We start from the raw sequence: 24101 nt of genomic DNA on the forward strand, positions 1-24101 counted from the left end.
CCTTCCCGACGCCGGGGCCGCACGACGTCCCCGGCGACGCGGACCGGGCCGCGCACCCGCGCCCCGTCCGCACGTCCCGCACGCCGGCACCGCCGCCGCGGCGCCGCCCGACAAGGCTTGGAGACTGAGTTGGACCACCAGGATGTAGAACTGCTCGCGATCGGAGCGGGCCCCGCGAACCTGGCCCTCGCCGTCGCGCTGGAGGAGCTGTCCCCCGACCTCGCCCAACGGACCCTCGTCACCGAGCAGCACGACGACATCGTGTGGCAGCGCGGGATGCTGCTGCCCTGGTCGCGCAGCCAGGTGTCCTTCCTCAAGGACCTGGTGACGCTGCGGAACCCGACCAGCCCGTACTCGTTCGTCAACTACCTGCACTCGACGGGCCGGCTGGACGAGTTCATCAACCTCGGCACCTTCACGCCCTACCGCCTGGAGATCTCGGGCTACCTGGCGTGGGTGGCGCAGTCGCTGACCAAGGTGCGGTTGCAGCACGGCAGGCGCGCGGTGGCCGTGGAGCCGCAGCGCGGCGAGGCGGGCTCCGTGGACCGCTGGCTGGTGCGGTTCGCCGACGGCGGCACGGTGTCGTGCGCGACGCTGGTCATCGGCGTGGGCCGCGACCCGCACCTGCCGACCGAGTTCGCGGCGCTGCCGCGGGAGCGGGTGGTGCACAGCACCGAGTTCGTGCCCCGGATCGGCGAGCTGGACCCGCAGGGCGAGCACCGCATCGTCGTGGTCGGCGGCGCGCAGAGCGCGGCGGAGATGCTGTGGTCGGCGCACTCGACCTTCCCGCGCGCCGAGGTCACCATGGTGATGCGCTCGATCGGCCTGAACGGCTACGAGAGCAGCAAGTTCACCAACGAGCTGTTCTACCCGTCCTTCGTGGACAAGTTCAACGAGGCGCAGCCGGAGGCGCGGTCGCAGCTGCTGCGCGAGATGCACCGCACCAACTACGCGGGCCTGTCGCCCTCGATGCTGGACAACCTCTACAACACGATGTACCTGGAGAAGCTCACCGGCACGCAGCGGCTGTCGATGATCACCATGGCGGAGATCGTCGACTCCGCGCTGGTGGACGACGAGGTCGTGCTGACCCTGCTGGACCGCCGCACGGGTGAGCGCAGCGAGCTGCGGTGCGACCGGGTGATGCTCGGCACCGGCTTCGACAAGCGGATGCCGACGCTGGTCCGCGCGATGGCCGCCGAGGTCGGCCAGGAGGACTTCGCCGTCACCCGCGGCTACCGCCTCCAGCTGCCCGAGGCGGTGTCCGCCCGCGTGTACCTGCAGGGCGTGAACGAGGCCACGCACGGCATCGCCGACTCGCTGATCAGCGTGCTGGCGATCCGCGCGGCGGAGATCGTCGCCGACCTCGCCCAGGGCCCCGAGGACACCGTGCCGGTGGTGTCGCAACGCGTCACCGAGCTGTTCGCCGAGGCACCCCAACCCGCTTGACCCGAGAGGAGTCGTCACCATGATGGAAATCCGCCCACTGGACCGGGACAACCTCAAGCTCGACAACGGCCTGGACGCCCAGCGCCTGATGCCGTGGGACCTGGTCAACGCGCCGTTCGAGGGCTCGTGGTGCGTGGTGCGCCCCGGCGCCGAGTCGGGCGCCCACGGCCACCACGAGTACGAGATCTGGGTCGCCATGACCGGCGAGGCCGAGATCATCACGCAGGCGGGCGCCACCCCGTTCAAGGCCGGTGACGTCGTGCACTTCACGCCGCACGAGAAGCACCAGGTCGTCAACAAGGGCGCCGAGGACTTCCAGTTCTACGCGATCTGGTGGGACGCCGAGCTGGCCGGGAAGTTCGCCGCCCGCCACGAGGGAGCCGCCTCGTGACGACCCGTTCCCGACCGGCGATCGTCGTCGCCGCGACACCCACGTCGAACGGCGACCTGCACGTCGGTCACATGTCGGGCCCTTACCTGGGCGGCGACGTGTACGCGCGCTACCTGCGCGCCACCGGTCGCCAGGTGCTCTACACGACGTGCACCGACGACAGCCAGAGCTACGTGGTGTCCACCGCGCACCGGCGCGGCCTGGCGCCCGACGAGCTGGTCCGGACGTCGATGGCGAAGATCGAGCGCTCGCTCGACGCGATGGGCACGCTGATGCCGGGCCTGCCGCCCATCGACGACCGGTACCGGGCGACGGTGCTGGACTTCCTCAAGGAGCTGCACGCCGCCGGCCGGTTCCACCTGCGCAAGGTGCAGCTGCCGTACGCGCGCAACGCCGGCGCGTTCCTCTACGACGGCCTCGTCACCGGCACCTGTCCGTCCTGCCTGGCCTCCAGCTGCGGCGGCGCGTGCGAGAACTGCGGCCACCCGAACAACTTCGACGAGCTGCTCGACCCGAAGTACACCATCGACCCGAGCGACACCGTGGTGTACCGGGAGTGCGAGATCCTCGTGCTGCCGATGGAGGACTACCGCGAGCGGCTCACGTCCTACTACGCGGCGCGCACGCCGCGCTGGCGCCCGCACGCCCGGCAGCTGATCGGCGAGCTGCTGTCCAAGCCGCTGCCGGACATCCCGGTGACGATCCCCGGCACGTGGGGCATCGCCGCGCCGTTCCCGGAGACCCCGGGCCAGATCGTCTACCCGTGGGTCGAGGCGATGCCCGCCTCGATGTACGCCACGTGGTGGACGGCGACGCAGCTGGGCCGCCCCACGGCGGAGGTCGACGAGCTCTGGCGCGCCGACCACGACGCGGAGCTCGTGTACTTCCACGGCTTCGACAACGTCTACCACTGGGGCCTGGTCGACCTGGTGATGCTGCTCGCGCACGGCGACAAGTACACGACGCCGGAGTCCAACGTCTGCAACGAGTTCTACGACCTGGACGGCGAGAAGTTCTCCACCAGCCGCAACCACCTGATCTGGAGCGCGGACCTGCTGGCGGAGGTGCCGCGCGACCTGGTGCGGTTCTACCTGGCGCTGACCGGCCCGGAGTTCCAGCGGGCGAACTTCACCCGCGAGTCGCTGCACACGACGACCACGCGCCGGCTGATCACGCCGTGGAACGACCTGGCGGAGGCCATCGCGCTGGCGATGGTCGGGGTGGACGGCACCCGTCCGCTGGTGACCACGGAGGCCGGGCGCTGGCGCGCGGCGACCGTGCTCAAGCGGTTCCGGCTGTGCTACGACCTGCCCGGGTTCAGCATGGGCCGGGCCGCGGAGACGATCGTGACGCAGCTCGGGCGGCTGCGGTCGCTGGCCGACGCGGTGGACCACCGCCGCAACGGCGCGGCGCCGACGCAGCCGGGCGACCTGCTGCTGGAGGCGCGCACGCTGCTCGCGTGCGCCGCGCCGATCCTGGTCGACGTGGCGGCGGACGTGTCCGCGCAGGGCGTCGACCTGTCCATCAGCGACGACATGCCGGCCGAGATCCGGCCGTTCCGGTTCCCGTCGCTGCCCGGCACGCACGCGCACGCCGGCCAGCACGTGGCCCTCGACGGCGTGAGCTAGGAGGAGTGCGCACCGTGAAGCTGCTGACCATCGAGACCCGCCAGTACCTGGAGTACTACCACTCGCGCTACCGGCAGGTGCAGGACCTGGGCGTGGACCTGTACGTGCTCAACGGCGAGGGCACCGAGGACTTCTGGCCCGCCGACCACTACCGCCTGGTCGGGTCGAAGAACATCGACGACATGATCGCCACCGCCAAGCAGTGGCACGCCACCGAGGCGTTCGACGGCGTGATCACGTTCTCCGAGGCGGCCGTCGTGGCGGTCGCGGCGATCGCGGAGGCGCTGGGACTGCCCGGCATCGGCGTCGAGGCGGCGCTGAACAGCCGCAACAAGTACCTGATGCGGCAGGCGCACGAGAAGGCCGGCGCGCCGATCCCCGGTTTCCGGTTCGTCACGTCGCTGGCGGAGGCCAAGTCGGCGGCGGGCGAGTTCGGCTACCCGGTGATCGTCAAGCCGACCCTGGGCGCGGGCAGCCACTTCGTGTTCCGCTGCGACGACGAGGCCGAGCTGACCGAGCACTACGAGCAGGCCGCGCAGGGCATCCAGGACCTCTTCTGGGCCAACTCCGAGGCGGACGGGATCGACCTGGGCCCCAACGGGCTGCTGGTCGAGTCCTTCCTGGACGGCAAGGAGTACCTGATGGAGGCCGTCGCGTGGGACGGCGAGGTGTACCTCGGGTCGGTGGTGGACCGCATCACCGCCGAGGGCGGGACGTTCGACGACGACGTGCACCACGCGCCGACGTCGATGAGCCCGGACGACCTGAAGGCCGTGCACGAGGTCGTCACGGCGGGCGCGCTGGCGCAGGGCCTCACCCACAGCGTGATGCACGCCGAGGTCCGCTTCCACGGCGGCAAGCCCTACCTGCTGGAGATCGCGGCCCGGGTCGGCGGCGGCGGGCTGGACATGATCGCCCGCATCACCGCCGAGCACGACCCGATCGCGGCCGTGGTGGACATCGGCGCGGGGCGGCGGCCGAGCGTGCGCCACTTCCAGCCCACCGGCACGCACATCGCCGCGATGTGCCTGATCTCCGACGCCGGCGTGGTGCGGGAGGTGCGCGTGCCCGAGGAGGTGTCCGGCTCGGACCGCGTGTTCCTGCTGAAGATCACCGCACGACCCGGCGACGTGGTCAAGCGCCCGCCGGACGGCAACACGATCATCGGCTTCCTCGGCGCCACCGGCACGTCGGAGGCCGACGCGTTCGCCCTGATGAACGACTACGCGGCGAAGATCGAGGTCGATTTCCAGTAGCTCCACACCGCAGGCGTCGCCGGGCCCTCCGCGTCACATGTGGCGGACCGGTGGCGCCCCGGCCAGAGAGGACTCCACCGCCGTGTCCGACCCCGCCCAACGCACCGCGCGCCGCCGCAGGTACCTGATGTGCCCGCCGGAGCACTTCGACGTCTCCTACTCCATCAACCCGTGGATGAACCCCGAGAAGCCGACCGACGCGTCCATCGCCCTGCTCCAGTGGAGCCGGCTGCGGTCGCTGTACCTGGACCTCGGCCACGACGTCGAGCTGATCGACCCCGAGCCGGGGCTGCCGGACATGGTGTTCGCCGCGAACGGGGCGACCGTCGTGGACGGGCGGGTGCTGTCGGCGAGGTTCCGGTTCCGGCAGCGCGAAGCGGAGGGTCCCGCGTACCTGGAGTGGTTCCGCGAGAACGGCTTCCGCACGCACGAGGCGTTCTGGGTGAACGAGGGCGAGGGCGACTACCTGCTGGTGGGCGACCGGATCCTGGCGGGCACGGGTTTCCGCACCGACGAGCGCTCGCACGTGGAGGCGGCCCGGTTCTTCCGGCGCGAGGTCGTGACGCTGGACCTGGTGGACCCGCGGTTCTACCACCTGGACACGGCGTTGGCGGTCCTGGACGACGACCTGATCATGTACTACCCCGAGGCGTTCTCGACGTGGAGCAGGGGCGTGCTGCGCTCCCTGTACCCCGACGCCGTGATCGCCGGCGACCACGACGCCGAGGTGTTCGGCCTCAACGCGGTCAGCGACGGCAAGCACGTCCTGCTGGCGCAGGAGGCCACGAACCTGGCGGACCAGCTCGCCGACCGGGGCTTCACGCCCATCGGTGTCGACCTGTCCGAACTTCTCAAATCCGGCGGCAGCGCGAAGTGCTGCACGCTCGAACTGCGTGGGGAGCCAGCTCGATGATCAACTATGACGGCAAGAGGTTCCACCCGGTCACCGGTGGCGGCCCCGAGGAGAGCCGGGTCGCCGTGTACCACCAGGACGGTGACCTGCTCTGGGGCGAGTTCCTCGGCGGCAAGGCGCGCCGCGGCGCCCTGACCGGCACCGCGCGGCCCGACGGCGCGCTCGACTTCGCCTACTGCATGGTGCTCGACGACGGCCAGGTCATCTCCGGGCACTGCCGCAGCACGCCGAAGGTGCTCGACGACGGGCGCATCCGCCTCGACGAGGTGTGGGAGCGCTTCGGCGAGCACGCCGCGTCCGGCGTCTCGACCATCGAGGAAATCCCCGCTCAGACCACGAACTGACCCGAGAGGCCGACGAGCAGCCATGACTTCCGCGAGCACCATCACCGCCGGCACGGACGCCACGCCGCGCAAGGGCGGCGTCGTCACGTGGGCGTGCGCGCCGGGCTTCCCGCCCGCCGTGATCTTCCCGTTCACGCCGGCCGAGCGCATGGGCACCCGCAACATCCTGGAGTTCCAGGCGCTGATGTACCGGACGCTGTACTACTTCGGCAGCGACGGCACCCCGAACGTCGACTACGCGCAGAGCATCGGCGAGGAGCCGGTGTGGAGCGAGGACGGCCTGACCGTGCGGGTCAAGGTCAAGCCCTGGAAGTGGTCCAACGGCGAGACCCTGTCCGCCGAGAACGTGCTGTTCTGGGTGAACCTGATGAAGGTCAAGGGCGCCCGGTACGGCGAGTACGTCCCGGGCTACTTCCCGGACAACCTGACCGACTACGGCAAGGTGGCCGACGACGAGGTGTTCTTCACCTTCGACAAGGTCTACTCCAAGCACTGGGTGCTCTACAACCAGCTCAGCACGATCACGCCGCTGCCCAGGGCGTGGGACCGGACCGACGCGGGCCCGGCGAACGCCTCCGGCGACCTCGCCGACGTCGAGGCGGTCTACGAGTACCTGATGGCGCAGCAGGGCAACATCGTCGACGAGGGCAACGCCCACCGCACCAAGTGGGCCGACAGCCCCATCTGGAGCATCGTGAGCGGCCCGTGGCGGCTCAAGAGCTACACGCTGGAGGGCGTGGTCACGTTCGTGCCCAACGAGCACTACTCGGGCCCGAACAAGCCGTACCTGGACGAGTTCCGCCAGGTGCCGACGTTCTCCGACGAGGAGCAGTACGAGATGCTGAAGGCGGGCCCGGACGCCGAGAACGGCATCCAGGTCGGCTACCTGCCGCTGAGCTTCGCCACGGAGCCGGCGATCGACCCGGTGGTCGGCGGGCCGAACCCGCTGACCGAGTACACGATGTTCCCGCAGTCGGCGTTCTGCATCCGGTACATCTCGCTGAACTTCAACAACCCGACCGTGGTCGGCAAGATGTTCGCGCAGACCTACATCCGCCAGGCCCTGCAGTCCTCCCTGGACCAGGACACCGCGGTGCGCGACATCTACCAGGGCTACGCGTACCGGCAGAACGGCCCGGTGCCGATGTACCCGAAGACCGACTACGTCTCGCCGCGCCAGCGCGAGGGCGCGTGGCCGCTGCCGTTCTCCCCCGGGAACGCCAAGGCGCTGCTGGAGGCGAACGGCTGGGACACCAGCGTCACGCCCGCGGTGTGCGTGCGGCCGGGAACGGGTCCGGGCGAGGCGGGCGCGGGCATCCCGGCGGGCACGAAGCTGTCGATCCTGCTGCGCTACGTCGAGGGCCGCCCGGCGCTGACCCGGGTGATGGAGAACTTCCGCGACGCCGCCGCGGAGGCGGGCATCGAGCTGCGGCTCGAAGAGGTGTACGGCTCGATCCTCGTGGCCGAGGACGGCCCGTGCGAGCCGACCGCCACCACCCCGTGCACGTGGGAGATGTGCTGCTGGAACGGCGGCTGGGCCTACCACCACCCGACCGGCGAGATCCTGTTCTCCACCAAGGCGGGCGGCAACTTCGGCTTCTACACCGACCCGAAGGCCGACGAGCTGATCGAGCGCACCGTCACCAGCGACGACCTGGACGTGCTCTACGAGTACCAGGACTACATCGCCAACGAGGTGCCGGTCATCTTCACGCCGAACTTCCCGATCCGGCTGTTCGAGGTCGCCAACACCCTCGGCGGGTTCGGGCCGATCAACCCCTACGGGATGATCAACCCGGAGAACTGGTACTACCGCGACTGATCCCCCGCGGCGCGGGGCCGCACCGGTCCCGCGCCGCCTCTCCACCGCTCAACAGGGGGTCCACCCGTGGTCCTGTCCGCCGCGCCGCCGAGCACGCTCGGGGCGCACCCGTTGCTCATGTTCCTGCTCCAGGTCGCCGTGCTCCTGGGCGTGGCCCTCGTGCTCGGGCGGCTCGCCGTCCGGCTCGGGATGCCCGCCGTCGTCGGCGAGCTGGCCTCCGGCGTCGTGCTCGGGCCGTCCCTGCTCGGCACGTTCGCCCCGGTGTTCGACGACCCCGCGCAACTGCACCTGCTCGACGCCGTCGGCCAGTTCGGGGTGCTGCTGCTGGTGGGGTTCACCGGCATGCACCTCGACCTCGGCCTGGCGCGCCGGCAGCGCCGGGCCGCCACCTGGGTCGGCGCGGGAGGGCTGCTCCTGCCGCTGGCGCTCGGCGTCGGCGCCGGGTTCCTCTTACCCGCCGCCATGCTCGGCCCGGCGGCGGACCGGCCGGTCTTCGCCCTGTTCCTGGGCGTGGCGGTGTGCGTGAGCGCCATCCCGGTGATCGCCAAGGTGCTGCTGGAGATGAACCTGCTGCACCGCGACATCGGGCAGCTCACCGTGACCGCCGCCGCCGTGGACGACGTGGTCGGCTGGTCGCTGCTGGCCGTGGTGTCCGGGATGGCCGCCTCCGGGCTGACCGCCGGGCACGTGGCGTGGTCGCTGGGCGCGCTGGCGCTGGTCCTCGTCCTCGCGCTGGTCGCGTTGCGGCCCGCGGCTCGCGGGGCGTTGCGGCTCGCGGAGCGCTCCGGTGATCCAGGGGTGACCGTGGCGGTGGTCGTGTTGCTGGTGATAGCGTCCGCCGCCGGCACGCACGCCTTGGACCTCGAGCCGGTGCTGGGGGCGTTCGTGTGCGGCTTGGTCATCTCGTCGGTCGGCGGTGTCGCCCGACTGCCGCTGACCGTGCTGCGGACGTTCGTGATGGGTGTCCTGGCGCCGCTGTTCTTCGCGACGGCGGGGCTGCGGATGGACCTCACGGCCCTGCGGCACCCGGCGGTGCTCGGCACGGCGCTGGCCGTGCTGCTGCTGGCCGTGGTCGGCAAGTTCGCGGGCGCCTACGCGGGCGCCCGGCTGGCCCGGCTCACCCACTGGGAGGGTCTCGCGCTCGGCGCGGGGCTCAACGCGCGTGGTGTCATCGGCGTGATCGTGGCGCTGGTGGGGCTGCGGCTGGAGGTGCTGTCGACCGAGGCTTACACGGTCGTGGTGCTGGTGTCGGTCGTGACGTCGCTGATGGCGCCGCCGACGTTGCGGTACGCGGCACGGCGGATCGCCGTGACCGACGAGGAACGCGAGCGCGAGAAGGCGTTCGGCGGTGTGCAAGTCCTATCGAGAGTGGAGCCCCGATGAGCAAGACCGACCAGCGGCCCCTGCTGCTCGTGGTCGCGACCGGAATGCGGTTGTACCGCGAGTACCTGCTGCGCTCGATCAGCGCGGAGTACCGGGTGCACCTGTTCCTGACCGCCGAGCCCGAGTGGGAGAAGGAGTACGTGTCCGGCTGGACCGTGCTGCCCTCGACCACCGACGGGCCGGCGATGGCGGCGGCGGCGGCCGAGATCCACGCCGGGACGCCGTTCTCCGGCGTGCTGTGCTGGGACGAGGTGCGCATCCACGCCACGGCGTTCGTGGCGCGGGCGCTGGGCCTGCGCAACGGCGACCCGGACGTGATCTGGCGCCTGCGCGACAAGGGCGGCACGCGGGCGGCGCTGAAGGCGTCGGGCGTGCCGCAGCCCCGGTCGATCCCCGTCAAGACGGTGGACGACGCGGTCGCGGCGGCGCGGGAGGTCGGGTACCCGGCGATCCTCAAGCCGCGCGGCCTCGGCGCGAGCCTCGGCGTGATCAAGGTGCACGACGAGCGCGAGGTGCGCGCCAACTTCGCGTTCACCGAGGCGGCGCAGGGTCCGGAGCCGGTGGTGTTCGACACCGACCAGCCGATCCTGGTCGAGGAGTTCGTGTCGGGCGAGGAGATCAGCGTCGACTCGGTGGTGCGCGACGGTGTCGTGACGCCGCTGTTCGTCGGCCGCAAGGTGGTCGGCTACCACCCGTACGCCGAGGAGGTCGGCCACTTCGTGGACGCCTCCGACCCGCTGCTGACCGACGACGTGCTGCTCGACGTGGCGCAGCGCACGCACAAGGCGCTGGGCTTCACCGACGGCATCACCCACGCCGAGTACATGCTGACCGACGAGGGCCCCAAGGTCATCGAGGTCAACGGCCGCCTGGGCGGTGACATGATCCCCTACCTGGGCCTGCTGGCCACGGGCGTGGACCCGGGTCTGGTCGCGGCCGGCGCGGCCACCGGCCGCGGGGTGGACGTCGCGCACGCGCACGACCGCGTCGCGGGCATCCGCTTCTTCTACGTCGAGGAAGAGGACACCACGCTCGGCTCCCTGGCGTTCGACCCGGCCCGGCTGCCCGAGGGCATCGACCGCGTCGTCACGGTCGCGCAGCCGGGCGCCGTCGTCTCGCCGCCGCCCAAGGGCACGGTCTGGGGCCGCATCGCTTTCGCCATCGCCACCGGTGACTCGCGTGACGAGGTCGCCACCCGACTCGACGCGGCCGAGGCCGCGCTGGATGTGAAGAGCGCCTGATGACCACCGCGAAAAGCACCGACCAGGGCATCTGGCAGACGTTCGTCGAGTCGCCGCCGGCGGTGAAGGCCGTGCTGGCCGGCGTCTTCGTCAACAAGGTCGGTGGGTTCCTCAACATCTTCCTGGTGCTGTTCCTGACCTCCCAGGGCTACTCGGCCGGCCAGGCGGCCACGGCCCTGGGCGTCTACGGCGTCGGCAACGTCATCGGCGTGCTCGTCGGCGGCGCGCTGGCCGACCGGCTGGGCGCGCGCAACTCCACCGTGCTCAGCATGGGCGGCGCGGCGCTGCTCACCGCCGCGCTGCTCTACCTGCCCGACTACGCCCTGCTCGTCGCGGCGGTGGCCCTGCTCGGCGCGGTCTCCCAGATCTACCGGCCCGCGTCGGCCACCCTGCTCTCCGAGCTCACGCCCGACGACCGGCAGGTCATGGTGTTCGCCATGTACCGGTTCGGCCTGAACCTGGGCACGACCGCCGCGCCGCTGATCGGTTTCGGCCTCTACCAGCTCGGCGGTGACGACTACACGCTGCTGTTCTGGGGCGAGGCGGTGGTCGCGGCGGCGTACGCCCTGGTGGCGTTCCGCGTGCTGCCCGCGAAGACGGGCGAGAAGGGCGCGGCCGCCGCCGAGGCGCCCGCCGGCAGCTACACCGACGTGCTGCGCGACCGCCGCTACCTGGTGTACCTGGCGGCGACGTTCTTCAACGCCGTGGTCTACGTGCAGTACCTGTCGACGCTGCCGCTGGACGTCCAGGCGTCCGGCGTGCCGATCTTCTGGTACACGCTGGCGGTCGCGCTGAACGGCGGCGCGGTCATCCTGTTCGAGCTGGTGGTCACCAAGAAGACGCAGCACATGCGGCCCAAGCTGGTCGTCGGCGTCGCCTACGCGCTGGTCGGCATCGGTGTCGCGGTGTACGCGCTGCCGCTGGGCCCGGCGGTGATCGTCGCGGGCACGCTGATCTGGACGCTCGGCGAGATCATCGGCGGCCCCGTGGTGTTCGCCTACCCCGGCATGGCCGGTCCCGCGCACCTCAAGGGCCGCTACATCGGCAGCTTCCAGTTCGTCTACGGGCTGGGCGCGGCCGTCGGCCCGGTCCTCGGCGGTTTCCTGTTCCTCCAGCTGGGTCACGGCGCGTGGCCGGTGCTGGCGGTGTTCGGGCTGGCGGCGGCGGTCGCCGGGTACGTGGCCACCCGGGACCGCGCGGAGGTGCGGGACGGTGGGTGACTTCGACTTCCTCACCGGCCGCTGGTCGATCCACAACCGCAGGCTGCGCCGGCGGTTGGCGGGCAGCGACGACTGGGAGGAGTTCACCTCCACCTCGGACGTGCGGCCGATCTTCGGCGGCGCGGGGAACGTGGACGAGATCACGTTCCCCGACGGCACGTCCGGCCTGACCGTGCGGCTGTTCGACGCCGCCACCGGCCGCTGGTCGTTGAACTGGGCGAGCAGCGACTCGGGGGTGTTCTTCCCTCCGCTGTTCGGCTCCTTCGCCGATGGCGTCGGCACGTTCCACGGCGACGAGGTGCAGGACGGCACGCCCGTGCTCATCCGCTTCCTGTGGCACCGCATCACCGGTGACTCGGCGCGGTGGGAGCAGGCCATGTCGGCCGACGACGGGCAGACGTGGGAGACCAACTGGTACATGGACATCACCCGCCAGGCCTGACCCCGTGCGACCGCACCGCCCCCGTCCTGGTCCCAGGGCGGGGGCGGTGTCGCGTCCGGCGGGCTACAGGCGGCGGAGCAGGGAGGCCGGCGTCGCGATCTCCCGCGCGGAGAGCTCGTCGGTGAGGTGCCGGCGCACGGCGGCGTCCAGGGCGGGGCGTACGGCGGCGACGCCACCGCTCGGGGCACGGCCACCACACCGCGTCGAGCAGGCCCCGCCGCACCCGCCGAACCGACCTCGTCACGTGACGTCGACGCCACCCACCCCGAGAACAGGCTGCGAACCACGAGCACATCACCGTCGCCCCTCATCCCGCGCGCCCGGTCCGGGACGCCGATCGGAGTGGGGATCATCGGCCTCGCCGGCAAGGCCGTGCTGTGCGAGTGGCCGCTGGGCAACGGGCTCGCGCCCGGCACCGCGGCATCGGCTGACCGCTCGACCGGACGCGCGGCCCCGACGGCGGTCCGGCGGGCTCAGGCCGCGACGGGTTCCCCGGCGTCGACGGCGTTCGGGTCGGGCTGCAACGCCACCAGGACGATCGCGCCGAGCGTGAGCGCGACGCTGACCAGGATGACCGGCAGGTAGCTGCCCGCCGCGTCGGCCAGGACGGCGCCGAGCTGGCTGCCCACCGCGACGGCGACCATGTGCAGCGCCCACAGCACACCGATCGCCGTGCCCTTGCGCCCGCGCGGCAGGATCTTCGCGATCCACATCGTGGTGGCGACGACCGTGACCAGGTAGCTGGCGCCGAACAGCGCGCCGAACACCAGCACGGTGAACTCGGCGGCGAAGAACGGCGCGATCATCATCGACGCGGCGCGCAGCGCGTAGCCGCCGATCAGCGTGGCCCGGATCAGCCCCTTGTCGCACAACCGGCCCGCCACCAGCGAGCCGACGATCTCCAGGCCACCCAGCAGCACGAACGCCACCGAGCTGGTCACCGGCGCGACCCCGTGGTCGTGCATGTGCGGGAACAGGTGCACGTCGATGAACGCCATCGTGGTGCCGCACGCGAAGAACGGCAGGATGAGGCCGCGCACCCGCTTGTCCGCCAACGCCATCCGGATGCCGGCCCAGAAGCCGTGCTCGGCGGGCGTGGTCGGCGTGGCGTTGCGGTTCGAGTAGCGCACCAGCAGCAACGACAGCGGCAGCATCACGACCAGGAACACCACGCCGACGCCCAGCAGGATCTGCTGCCACGACGTGACCGTGCCCAGGAACGTCCACAGCGGCACCAGCACCATGAACCCGACCGCCGCGCCGTTGGTCAGCACCGCGTACAGGAAACCGGCGTTGCGGCCCTGGAACAGCTGGTCGGCCAGCACGCCCAGCGGCACGAACGACAGCATCGTGCAGCCGACCGCGCCGAGCACGCCGTAGGTCGGGACGAACACCCAGATGTCCTTCGCCAGCGCGCAGACCACCAGCACCACGCCGGTGATGCCCGCGCCGATCGCCAGCACGGGCACCGCGCCGATCCGGTCGGCCAGGTGGCCCACCGCCGACGACGCGAGCGCCGTCACCACGGCGAACAGCGTCGTGCCGACCGCGAGCGTGCCGCGGCTGACGTCGAAGTCGTCCGCGATCGGCAGGAACAACACCTGGACGGTGGACTTCATCGACGAGCCCGCCATGGAGATGACGAAGCTGACGGTGGTCGCGAACACCGCGAACGCGGTGATGCCGGACGCGACTTTCGGCACGGTGCTCATTGTTCTCCAGATCCGCCGCGCGGTAGCCGTCCGCCGGGCCCGTTCATGCTGCCACGTGCCGTGTGCAGCGAAAACACCTCTTCACCTATCGCGCGTTGCGCCGAACAGACCAGCGCCGGCGGGTGTCGGGCGGTGACCTGACGCGGATCCATAGGGAATCCCGATGACCCCGACCGACGGCACGCCCGCTGCGCCGGGCGCACGCATCGGCACCGCCTATCCTGTTCGCCGTACGCGGCCGGTCGACGTGGAGGCTCGGGAGATGTCGAGGATCGTCAAGGCAGTGGTCGCCACCGGCAAGGGCGAGCCGGTCCGCAGCCACGACATCGTCGTCCCCGATCCCGGCCCCGGCGAGGCGACCGTCCGCGTCCTGGCCTCCGGCGTCTGCCACACCGACCTGCACTACCGCGACGGCGTGATCGGCGACGCCTACCCGTACCTGCTGGGCCACGAGGCGTCCGGCGTCGTCGAGCAGGTCGGGCCCGGCGTCCACCACGTGGAGCCCGGCGACTTCGTGGTGCTGAACTGGCGGGCGGTCTGCGGGCGCTGCCGCGCGTGCCGCCGGGGCAGGCCCGAGGCCTGCGTGGACGACCACACCGCGTCGACGAGGATGACCCTCGTCGACGGCACGCCGCTGCGACCGGCGCTGGGCATCGGCGCGTTCACCGAGCTGACGCTCGTGCACGCCGGCCAGTGCACCCCGGTCTCGCCCAAGGCGGACCCGGCCGTCGCCGCCCTCCTGGGGTGCGGGGTCATGTCCGGCCTGGGCGCGGCGATGAACACCGGCGGCGTCACCACCGGCGACACGGTCGCCGTGATCGGCGTGGGCGGTGTCGGCTGCGCGGCCGTCGCGGGCGCGAAGCTCGCCGGCGCCACCACGATCATCGCGGTGGACCTCGACGAGCGGAAGCTGTGCCACGCCCGCGCGCTGGGCGCGACGGACGTGGTCGACGCCCGCCAGACGCCGGACGTGGTGGCCGCCATCCGCGCCCTGACCGACGACCTCGGCGCGGACGTGGTGATCGACGCCGCCGGCACGCCCGAGACATGGCGGCAGGCGTTCTACGCGCGGGCCCTCGGCGGCACGTTCGTGCTGGTGGCCCGGCCGGACTCCGGGATGCGCCTGGAGATGCCGCTGCTGGACACGTTCCTGCGCAACGGCACCTACCGCACGAGCTGGTACGGCGACTGCCTCCCGTCGCGCGACTTCGCGCCGCTGATCGACCTGCACCTGCAGGGCCGCCTCCCCTTGGACCACTTCGTCACCGAACGCATCGGTGTGACCGAGGTGGAGCAGGCGTTCACCGCCATGCGCTCGGGTGACGTGCTGCGCAGCGTCGTCGTCTTCGACTGACGGGGGCCTTCGCCTGCCGGGACATTTAGGTTAGCCTAACCTGCATGCCCCGGTACTCGACGTTGGACCAGTTGCAGCTCAAGGTGCTCACCAAGGCGGCCGGCCTGGTCACCGCGACGCCCAACCAGCGCGACGTGTTCGACCAGTTCGCCATGACGGTCACGGCGGTCGCCGACGTCGCGCCGCACCTGCGCCGGGTGACGTTCCGGGCGCCGGAGTTCGCCGAGTACCGCGTGACCGGCCCGGACGAGTGCTTCGGCCTGCTGATGCCGCCGGCCGACCGGCCGTTGACGATGCCGAGCCCGGACCGCGTCAACGTCCGCACCGCGATCCGCGCCCTGCCCGCCGAGGACCGGCCGGACCTGCGCTGGTACACGGTCCGCGCGCACCGGCCCGAGCTGGCCGAGGTCGACGTGGACTTCGTGCTGCACGGCGACGCGGGTCCGGGCACCCGCTGGGCCACCCGGGCGGAGGTGGGCCGGTCGGTGGGCTTCCGCGCGGGCAACTCCGGCTACCGCGCCCCGTCGACCGGCGCGGTGCTGCTGGCCGCCGACGAGACCGCGCTGCCCGCGCTGTGCGCGATCCTGGAGTCGGGCGTGCCCGCGGACGCCCGGATCTTCGCCGAGGTCCCCGACGAGGGCTATCACGTGCCCGTCGACGCGCCCGTCACGTGGCTGCACCGCGGCGCCGACGCCCCCGGCTCGCACCTGCTCCGCGCGGTGACCGGGCTGTCGTCCCCCGCGCCGGACTACGCGTGGGTGTGCGGCGAGTCGACCCTGGCCACCGGCGTCCGCCGGCACCTGGTGAAGGAGCGCGGCGTGGACCGCCGCTCCGTGGTGTTCAGCGGCTACTGGAAGCTCGGCGCCGCCCGGCTGTGACCTACCACCCGCGGCGGGGCGGCCGGTTGCCCGGCTGCTCGTCCCGGCTGCGGTAGACGATGTAGGGGCGGGTGAGGTAGCCCAACGGCATCGAGAACACGTGCACGAGCCGGCTGAACGGCCAGAACGCGAACAGCGCCCAGGCCGCCAGCGCGTGCAGCCGGAACCCGAGCGGCGCGGCGGCCATCAGCTCCGGCTCCGGCCGGAGGTAGAAGATCGACCGGAACCACGGCGAGACCGACTCGCGGTAGTCGTGGGGGTGGTCGGTGAGGTTGCCGAGGACCGTCGTGCCGAGACCCAGCACGATGGCGCCGACCAGCAGCACGTACATCACCTTGTCGTTGCGCGTGGTGGCGGAGAACACCGGGCCGACGGTGCGGCGCCGGTAGACCAGGATCGCCGCGCCCACGAGCGTGCAGGCCCCGGCCAGCACCCCGAGCCCGACCGCGACCGCGTGGTAGGCGGTCTCGCTGATGCCGATCGCCTCGGTCCACGACTTCGGCACCAGCAGGCCGCCGACGTGGCCGAGCGCGACGAGCAGGATGCCGAAGTGGAACAGCGGGCTGCCCAGGCGCAGCAGCCTGCTCTCGTAGAGCTGGGAGGACCGCGTGGTCCAGCCGAACTTGTCGTAGCGGTAACGCCACACGTGGCCCACCACGAACACCGCGATCGCCACGTACGGCACGACGACCCACAGCATGATGTCGAGCGTGCTCGGCGGCGCGGTCACCACGAGCCCCCGTGCGGCAGCGGCCCGAACCCGGACAGGGCGGTCATCGCGGCCCTCCCCGCGGTTGCGGCATGTGCTCGGGTGGGGCGAACGGGGCCAGGCCGACCTCTTCCTCCGGCGGTCCCTCGGCGATCAGCCGGGCGATCGCCTCGTGCTCGTGGCGGCCCAGGGGCGGCAGGGTCGCCGACACCGACTCCAGGACGTGCGCCCACGGCGAGCCGGCCTCCCGCAGCCCGAGGCGGATCAGCTCCAGCCCGGCGCGGTGCTCGCCCAGCAGCCGCAGGCCGGTCGCCGGGTCGCCGGTGGCGGCGAACTCCAGCACCACGGCCAGGTGGTCGGGCAGCTCGCCGTCGTCCAGTTCGAGGCCGGCGGCCCGGTAGGCGTGCTTGAACCGCAGCAGCGCCATGCCCCTCTTGCGCGTGTCGCCGTAGGCGAAGTAGGTCAGGTAAGGGCTGAACCGCTTGCGGTGGTCGAAGGTCGCCACGTAGTCGGCCGCGAGGTCGGTCGGCGAGGTGGCCGCCACGTGGTCCAGGAACGCGTCCAGCGGCACGGCGAGCGGCGCGGGCACCGTGCCGGTCGCGGCGCGCAGCAACGGCAGCCGGGCGAACCACGGCTCGTCGGGGTAGCCCAGCAGCAACGACTGGACCTGCCACGCGGTGGCGCGCTGCGCGTCGGTGGGGGTCACGGCTTCGGCTCCACCTCGCCGGCCGGGTCTCCCCCGCCGGGCCGCTCCGCCGGCGGGAACAGGCCGTCCGGGCGGCCCTTGCCGTCCCAGTTCAGCAGGTTGACCCGGCTGCCCTTGTCGACCGGCGCGGCGAGGCTGTCGGTCGTCTGCCGGTCGCGCAGCATCCGGAAGTTCTCCACCGCGATCGGCGACGTGCCGCCCGAGCCCTCGCCGAACGGGCCGGAACCGCCCATGCCGGGTCCGCCCTCGTAGTCGAGGCTGCACTCGGCGGCCAGTTCCTCCAACCCGTGCGCCTGCTCGGCGTGCGCGGGCGGGATGACGTAGCGCTCGTCGTACTTGGCGAGCGCCAGCAGCCGGTACATGTCGTAGACCTGCTCGCCGGTCATGCCGACCTTCGCCGCGATGGCCTCCTGCGGTTCACGGCCGAGGTTGATGTCGCGCATGTAGCTGCGCATCGCGGCGAGCCGGCGCAGCACGGCGTCCACCGGCCCGACGTCGCCGGCGGTGAACAGGTTCGCCAGGTACTCGACCGGGATGCGCAGCGCCTCGACGGCGGCGAACAGGTTGCCGTGGTCCTCGGCGTCGTGGCCCGTGTCGCGGACGACGTCGACCACCGGCGACAGCGGCGGGATGTACCAGACCATCGGCATGGTGCGGTACTCCGGGTGCAGGGGCAGCGCCACCTTGAAGGTGGTGATCAGCGCGTGGATCGGCGAGCGCTGGGCGGCCTCGATCCAGTCGCGCTGGATGCCGGCGCGTTCGGCCTCGCGGACCACCACCGGGTCGTTCGGGTCGAGGAACACCCGTCGCTGCGCCTCGTACAGGTCCTTCTCGTCCGGTGTCGAGGCGGCTTCGAGCACCCGGTCGGCGTCGTAGAGGACCAGCCCGATGTACCGCAGGCGTCCCACGCACGTCTCCGCGCAGACGGTGGGGATGCCGACCTCGACGCGGGGGAAGCAGAACGTGCACTTCTCCGCCTTGCCGGTGCGGTGGTTGAAGTAGACCTTCTTGTACGGGCAGCCCGACACGCACATCCGCCAGCCGCGGCAGCGGTCCTGGTCGACCAGCACGATGCCGTCCTCGGTGCGCTTGTAGATCGCGCCGGACGGGCACGACGCGGCGCACGAGGGGTTGAGGCAGTGCTCGCAGATGCGCGGCAGGTAGAACATGAACGTCCGCTCGAACTCGAACTTCACCTTGTCCGCGATGCCCTTGAGCATCGGGTCCTGGTCGCCGTGGTCGGGCGAGCCGCCGAGGTCGTCGTCCCAGTTCGCCGACCAGGTGATCCCGGTCGGTTCGCCGCTGATCAACGACCGGGGCCGGGCGACGGGGGTGTGCTCCTGCGCCGGCGCGTTGGTGAGGGTGTCGTAGTCGTAGGTCCACGGCTCGTAGTAGTCGTCGAGGCCGGGCATCTTCGGGTTGCTGAAGATCGTGAGCAGCTTGCGCAGCCGGCCGCCGCCCTTGAGCTTCAACCGCCCGCGCCTGGTCAGCGCCCAGCCGCCGCGCCAGCGCTCCTGGTCCTCGTAGCGGCGCGGGTAGCCCTGCCCGGGCCGGGTCTCGACGTTGTTGAACCACACGTACTCGACGCCGGAGCGGTTGGTCCAGGCCTGTTTGCAGGTGACCGAGCAGGTGTGGCAGCCGATGCACTTGTCCAGGTTCATCACCATCGCCAGTTGGGCCATCACGCGCATCAGTACCGCACCTCCTGGGCACGACGGCGGATCACGGTCACCTCGTCGCGCTGGTTCCCGGTCGGGCCGAGGTAGTTGAACGCGAACGACAGCTGGGCGTAGCCGCCGATCAGGTGCGACGGCTTGACCAGCAGCCTGGTCAGCGAGTTGTGGATGCCGCCGCGCTTGCCGGACGCCTCGGCCCGGGGCACGTCGATCAGCCGGTCCTGGGCGTGGTGCATGTAGGCGGTGCCCTCGGGCATCCGGTGCGACACGACCGCCCGCGCGACGACGACGCCGTTGCGGTTGACGGCCTCGATCCAGTCGTTGTCGGCCACGCCGATCTTCGCCGCGTCCTCCTGGGACAGCCAGATGGTCTGCCCGCCGCGCGACAGGCTGAGCATGAACAGGTTGTCCTGGTACTCGGAGTGGATGGACCACTTGGAGTGCGGCGTCAGGTAGCGGACGGTGATGCCCAGCTCGCCCTGCTCGCCCACGCGGGGCTCGCCGAACAGCGCGTGCATGTCCAGCGGCGGGCGGAACACCGGCAGCTGCTCGCCCAGCTCGGCCATCCAGTCGTGGTCGAGGTAGAAGTGCTGGCGGCCGGTGAGGGTGTGCCAGGGCTTGAGGCGCTCGACGTTGATGGTGAACGGCGAGTAGCGGCGCCCGCCGGTCTCCGAGCCGGACCACTCGGGCGAGGTGATCACCGGCACCGGCGCGGCCTGCGTGTCGGCGAAGGTGATCCGCTTGCCCTCGTGCTCGGCGGCGAGGTCGGCCAGCGGCGTCCCGGTGCGCTGTTCGAGCGTGTGGAAGCCCTGGGTGGCGAGGTGGCCGTTGGTGGTGCCGGACAGGGCGAGGATCGCCTCGCACGCGTGCACGTCGCGCACCAGCGACGGCCGGCCGTCCGCGGGACCGCCCCGCACGGCGCCGTTCTGGTGCCGCAGGTGCTCCACCTCCCGCTCGACCCGGAAGGTGACGCCCTTGGTGGTCGCGCCGAGCGAGTCGGCCAGCGGACCCAGCGCGCCCATCTTCGCCGCGACGGCGGTGTAGTCGCGCTCCACCACCGCGAGCCTCGGCATGGTGACGCCCGGGATCGGTTCGCACTCGCCGGCCTTCCAGTCGCGCACCACGCCGTGCGGGGTGGCCAGCTCGTCGGGGGTGTCGTGCATCAGCGGCGTGGCCACGACGTCCTCGCGCACGCCCAGGTGCTTCTCCGCCAGCGCGCTGAAGGCCCGCGCGATGGTCTGGAACGCGCCCCAGTCGGTCCGGGTCTGCCACGGCGGCGCGATGGCCGGGTTGAACGAGTGCACGAACGGGTGCATGTCGGTGGTGTTGAGGTCGTGCTTCTCGTACCAGGTCGCGGCGGGCAGCACGACGTCGGAGAAGAGGGTGGTGCTGGTCATCCGGAAGTCCAGCGACAGCAGCAGGTCCAGCTTGCCGACCGGCGCCTCGTCGCGCCAGACCACGTCCTTCGGCCGGTGCTCCGGCGGGGTCTGCTCGGCGCGCAGCGAGTGGTCCGCGCCCAGCAGGTGCTTGAGGAAGTACTCGTTGCCCTTGCCGGAGGAGCCGAGCAGGTTGGCCCGCCAGATGCTCAGCACGCGCGGGAAGTTCTCCGGCGCGTCCGGGTCCTCGCAGGCGAACCGCAGCCGCCCGGCCTTCAGCTCCGACACCACGTGCTCGGCGGCGGGCACGCCGGCGCGCTGCGCCTCGTCGGCCAGGTCCAGCGGGTTGCGGTCGAACGTCGGGTAGGACGGCATCCACCCCATCCGCGCGGACTGGGCGATCACGTCCGCGGTGGTCTTGCCGGCCAGCTGTCCGCCCGCGGTGGCGGCGGCGAGGGTGTCCGCGCCGAAGCGGTCGTAGCGGAACTGGTCGGTGTGCAGGTACCAGTAGGCGGTCTGGATCATCTGCCGCGGCGGGCGCGACCAGTCCAGCCCGAACGCCAGCTGCGACCAGCCGGTGATCGGGCGGCACTTCTCCTGCCCGACGTAGTGCGCCCACCCGCCGCCGTTGACGCCCTGGCAGCCGGTGAGCGTGGTCAGGGCGAGGAACGCGCGGTAGATCGTGTCGGAGTGGAACCAGTGGTTGGTCCCCGCGCCCATGATGATCATCGACCGGCCGCGGGTCTCCTCCGCGTTGGCGGCGAACTCGCGGCCGATCCGGGCGGCGGCCTGCGCGGGCACGCCGGTGATGGCCTCCTGCCAGGCGGGCGTGCACGGCTGCCCGGCGTCGTCGTAGCCCGCGGGCCACTCGCCGGGCAGCCCTTCGCGGTGCACGCCGTACTGGGCCAGCAGCAGGTCGAACACCGTCGTGACCAGGTGCCCGCCGACCCGGCGCACCGGCACCCCGCGCCGCAGCACCGCCACCGAGCCGTCCGGGGCGTCGAAGCGCGGCAGCTCCACCACGACCGACTCCCCCGGCCCGACCGACAGCAGCGGGTCGACGTCGCCCAGGTCCAGGTTCCAGCGGCCCGCGCCCTGCTCGCCGAAGCGGAACCCGAGGGAGCCGCCCGGCACGACCGGCTCGCCGGTGGCGGAGTCGAGCAGGACGGTCTTGAACGCCGCGTGCTCCCGACCGGCCTGCTCGGGCGGGTCGGGCAGGTCGGCGGCGGTGAGGAACTTGCCGGGCCGGCGCACGTCGCCGTGCTCGTCGAGCCGGACCAGGAACGGCAGGTCGGTGTAGCGCTTGACGTAGTCGGTGAAGTAGGGCGCTTGGCGGTCCACGAAGAACTCGCGCAGGATCACGTGGCCCATCGCCATCGCCAAGGCGCCGTCCGTGCCGGGCTGCGCCGCGAGCCACTCGTCGGCGAACTTCACGTTGTCGGCGTAGTCCGGCGACACCGCGACGACCTTCTGCCCCCGGTAGCGGGCCTCGGCCATCCAGTGCGCGTCGGGCGTGCGGGTGACCGGCAGGTTCGAGCCCCACATGACCAGGTAGCCGGCGTCCCACCAGTCACCGGACTCGGGCACGTCGGTCTGGTCGCCGAACACCTGCGGCGAGGCCACCGGCAGGTCGGCGTACCAGTCGTAGAACGACAGCATCGCGCCGCCGATCAGCGACACGAACCGGGCGCCCGAGGCGTGCGACACCATCGACATGGCGGGGATCGGGGAGAAGCCGGCGACCCGGTCCGGCCCGTGGGCCTTGATCGTGTGCACGTGCGCGGCGGCGATCATCTCGGTCGCCTCGTCCCACGACGCGCGCACCAGGCCGCCCTTGCCGCGCGCGGCCTTGTACCGCCGGGCGCGTTCGGGGTCCTCCACGACGTCGGCCCAGGCCAGCACGGGATCGCCGGTGCGCGCCTTGGCCTCGCGGTACATCTCCAGCAGCACGCCCCGCACGTACGGGTACCGCACGCGGGTCGGCGAGTAGGTGTACCAGGAGAACGCGGCCCCGCGCGGGCAGCCGCGCGGCTCGTACTCCGGGCGGTCGGGGCCCGCGGACGGGTAGTCGGTCTGCTGCGCCTCCCAGGTGATGATCCCGTCCTTGACGTAGACCTTCCACGAGCACGACCCGGTGCAGTTCACCCCGTGGGTGGAACGCACCACCTTGTCGTGGCTCCACCGGTCCCGGTAGAAGTCGTCCGCCTGCCGCCCGCCGATCTTGTGCAAGGTCCGCAGGTCCGGGGAGATGTCGGCGCGGGTGAAGAAGCGGCGGGTGCGCACCAGCGCCTCGGCCAGCCCTCCGTCCAGCCCGGCGTTCCCCGGCGGTGGTCCGGTCCCGGTGCTCATGGCGCACGCCTTCCCTCGGGGGTGACCGCCCGCACGGCACGGCGCACCGCGGTCGCGGTGAACAGCAGCGAGGCCAGGGCGACGACGGCGAGCGCGGCGAGCCCGAGCGCGTACGAGGACAGCGCGCCGTAGAGGGCGCCCATCACCAGCGGCGGCACGAACCCGCCGAGCCCGCCGGCCGCGCCGACCACGCCGGTGACCGCGCCGACCTTGTCCGCCGGCGCGAGCAGGGCGACCAGCGCGAACACCGCGCCGCTGCCCCCGCCGAGCGCGGCGGCCATGGCCAGGAACGCGAGGGTGCCCAGCGGCATCAGCGCCGGCGTGAACGCCTGCACGACCGCGCCCACCGTCACCACCGCCAGGCAGGCGACGAGGACCCGGGCGGGGTCCCACCGGTCCGACAGCCAACCGCCCACCGGCCGCATCACGACCGCGAGCAGCACGAACCCGGCCATCCGGTTGGCCGCGTCGGCCTGCGCCAGGCCGTAGGCGGTGCCCAGGTAGGCGGGCAGGTACACGGAGAACGCGACGAACCCGCCGAACGCCACCGCGTACAGCGCCGAGGCCTGCCAGGTGAGCGGCAGCCGCGCGGTGGCGGCCATCCGGGCGGTCACCGACCCGGTCGGCGCCGTCCGCCCCGGCGCGTCGCGCAGCAGCACGGCGGCGACCACCGCGTAGAGCGCCAGCGCCACCGCCGTCACCGCGAACGGGGTCGCCACGCCCCACCGCTCGACCAGCTTCACCGTGGTCAGGGCGCTGATCGCGGTGCCGCCCATGCCCGCGCCGAAGATCCCGATCGCCAGGCCGCGCCGCTCGGGCGGGAACCAGAGGTTGACGAACGGCACGCCGACCGCGAACGCCGTGCCGCCCACGCCCAGGAAGAACCCGCCGACCAGCAGCGCGGCCAGCGACGTGTGCCCGACCAGCCCGAGGAACAGCACCGGCACGATCGTCACCGCCGAGACCAGCGGGAACATCACCCGGCCGCCGAACCGGTCGGTGAGCGCGCCCACCGGTATCCGCCCGACCGACCCGACCACCACGGGGACCGCGACGAGCAGCGCCTGCTGGAACGCGCTCAGCCCCAGGTCGTCCTTGAACCGCGGTCCCAGCGGGCTCAGCAGCGCCCAGGCCCAGAAGTTCAGCGCGAACCCGATCGTGGCCAGGCCGAGCATCAACGCGCGCCGGCCGGTGGTCGGTGGCCGGTGGTCCGTGGCCGGCACTGCTGACAAGCCCATGGCCGAGTCCTCGT

The 24101-nt window shown here is 72.0% G+C and carries 19 protein-coding genes; 13 read left to right on the forward strand and 6 right to left on the reverse strand.

The annotated features are described in order from the left end of the window. Nucleotides 1-129: 129 nt before the first annotated feature. The 11 genes from EDD40_RS09460 to EDD40_RS09510 all read left to right on the forward strand — a co-directional run bounded on the left by EDD40_RS09460 (nt 130) and on the right by EDD40_RS09510 (nt 12089). Complete coding sequence (locus EDD40_RS09460) at nt 130-1449, forward strand: lysine N(6)-hydroxylase/L-ornithine N(5)-oxygenase family protein (protein WP_123742568.1); 1320 nt, start codon at nt 130-132, stop codon at nt 1447-1449. Between the two features lie 19 nt (nt 1450-1468). Then, on the forward strand, nt 1469-1840 hold the full coding sequence (locus EDD40_RS09465) for a cupin domain-containing protein (protein WP_201439749.1): 372 nt from the start codon (nt 1469-1471) through the stop codon (nt 1838-1840). Next, entirely contained in the window at nt 1837-3468 is a 1632-nt protein-coding gene (locus EDD40_RS09470; RefSeq protein ID WP_123742569.1) for a class I tRNA ligase family protein, read from the forward strand. The genes EDD40_RS09465 and EDD40_RS09470 overlap by 4 nt, the downstream gene beginning before the upstream one ends. Before the next feature lie 14 nt (nt 3469-3482). Next, nucleotides 3483-4724 (forward strand): ATP-grasp domain-containing protein, encoded by a 1242-nt coding sequence (locus tag EDD40_RS09475; protein WP_123747894.1) that lies wholly within the window; start codon nt 3483-3485, stop codon nt 4722-4724. An 82-nt stretch (nt 4725-4806) separates the two neighbouring features. Then, entirely contained in the window at nt 4807-5637 is an 831-nt protein-coding gene (gene ddaH, locus EDD40_RS09480) for a dimethylargininase (RefSeq protein ID WP_342777756.1), read from the forward strand. After that, a complete protein-coding gene (locus tag EDD40_RS09485; protein WP_123742571.1) occupies nt 5634-5981 on the forward strand; it encodes an avidin-fold protein in 348 nt (115 codons plus the stop codon). The genes ddaH and EDD40_RS09485 overlap by 4 nt, the downstream gene beginning before the upstream one ends. 22 nt (nt 5982-6003) lie before the next feature. After that, on the forward strand, nt 6004-7803 hold the full coding sequence (locus tag EDD40_RS09490; protein WP_123742572.1) for an ABC transporter substrate-binding protein: 1800 nt from the start codon (nt 6004-6006) through the stop codon (nt 7801-7803). Between the two features lie 66 nt (nt 7804-7869). Then, nucleotides 7870-9186: a cation:proton antiporter gene (locus tag EDD40_RS09495; RefSeq protein WP_201439748.1), complete on the forward strand. Its 1317-nt coding sequence runs from the start codon at nt 7870-7872 to the stop codon at nt 9184-9186. Beyond that, entirely contained in the window at nt 9183-10427 is a 1245-nt protein-coding gene (locus EDD40_RS09500) for an ATP-grasp domain-containing protein (protein WP_123742573.1), read from the forward strand. Before EDD40_RS09495 ends, EDD40_RS09500 begins: the two co-directional genes overlap by 4 nt. Next, nucleotides 10427-11647, forward strand: coding sequence for an MFS transporter (locus EDD40_RS09505; RefSeq protein WP_123742574.1), 1221 nt, complete (start codon nt 10427-10429; stop codon nt 11645-11647). The genes EDD40_RS09500 and EDD40_RS09505 overlap by 1 nt, the downstream gene beginning before the upstream one ends. Then, nucleotides 11640-12089 carry a hypothetical protein gene (locus tag EDD40_RS09510; RefSeq protein WP_123742575.1) on the forward strand — a complete coding sequence of 150 codons (450 nt, stop codon included), beginning with the start codon at nt 11640-11642 and terminating at the stop codon, nt 12087-12089. The genes EDD40_RS09505 and EDD40_RS09510 overlap by 8 nt, the downstream gene beginning before the upstream one ends. A gap of 473 nt (nt 12090-12562) precedes the next feature. Here the strand turns inward: EDD40_RS09510 and EDD40_RS09520 are convergent, their stop codons facing one another. Continuing rightward, nucleotides 12563-13792 (reverse strand): MFS transporter, encoded by a 1230-nt coding sequence (locus EDD40_RS09520; protein WP_170185015.1) that lies wholly within the window; start codon nt 13790-13792, stop codon nt 12563-12565. Nucleotides 13793-14063: 271 nt separating this feature from the next. On the opposite strand from EDD40_RS09520, the gene EDD40_RS09525 reads away from it, so the two are divergent. Beyond that, nucleotides 14064-15155: an S-(hydroxymethyl)mycothiol dehydrogenase gene (locus EDD40_RS09525; RefSeq protein WP_123742577.1), complete on the forward strand. Its 1092-nt coding sequence runs from the start codon at nt 14064-14066 to the stop codon at nt 15153-15155. Between the two features lie 44 nt (nt 15156-15199). Continuing rightward, a complete protein-coding gene (locus EDD40_RS09530; protein ID WP_123742578.1) occupies nt 15200-16033 on the forward strand; it encodes a siderophore-interacting protein in 834 nt (277 codons plus the stop codon). Nucleotide 16034: 1 nt separating this feature from the next. Here EDD40_RS09530 and narI read toward each other — a convergent pair whose 3' ends face one another. The 5 genes from narI to EDD40_RS09555 all read right to left on the reverse strand — a co-directional run bounded on the left by narI (nt 16035) and on the right by EDD40_RS09555 (nt 24087). Then, nucleotides 16035-16733 (reverse strand): respiratory nitrate reductase subunit gamma, encoded by a 699-nt coding sequence (narI, locus tag EDD40_RS09535; protein ID WP_123747896.1) that lies wholly within the window; start codon nt 16731-16733, stop codon nt 16035-16037. A 73-nt stretch (nt 16734-16806) separates the two neighbouring features. Next, the gene (gene narJ / locus EDD40_RS09540) at nt 16807-17448 is read right to left on the reverse strand and encodes a nitrate reductase molybdenum cofactor assembly chaperone (RefSeq protein ID WP_123742579.1); all 642 of its coding nucleotides are present in this window, start codon (nt 17446-17448) and stop codon (nt 16807-16809) included. Continuing rightward, complete coding sequence (gene narH, locus EDD40_RS09545; RefSeq protein WP_123742580.1) at nt 17445-19139, reverse strand: nitrate reductase subunit beta; 1695 nt, start codon at nt 19137-19139, stop codon at nt 17445-17447. The genes narJ and narH overlap by 4 nt, the downstream gene beginning before the upstream one ends. Beyond that, nucleotides 19139-22849 (reverse strand): nitrate reductase subunit alpha, encoded by a 3711-nt coding sequence (locus EDD40_RS09550; protein ID WP_170185016.1) that lies wholly within the window; start codon nt 22847-22849, stop codon nt 19139-19141. Before EDD40_RS09550 ends, narH begins: the two co-directional genes overlap by 1 nt. After that, nucleotides 22846-24087, reverse strand: coding sequence for an MFS transporter (locus EDD40_RS09555; RefSeq protein WP_123742581.1), 1242 nt, complete (start codon nt 24085-24087; stop codon nt 22846-22848). Before EDD40_RS09555 ends, EDD40_RS09550 begins: the two co-directional genes overlap by 4 nt. Nucleotides 24088-24101: the final 14 nt, after the last annotated feature.

The organism is Saccharothrix texasensis, from assembly GCF_003752005.1.
GTDB classification, from domain to species: Bacteria; Actinomycetota; Actinomycetes; order Mycobacteriales; family Pseudonocardiaceae; genus Actinosynnema; species Actinosynnema texasense.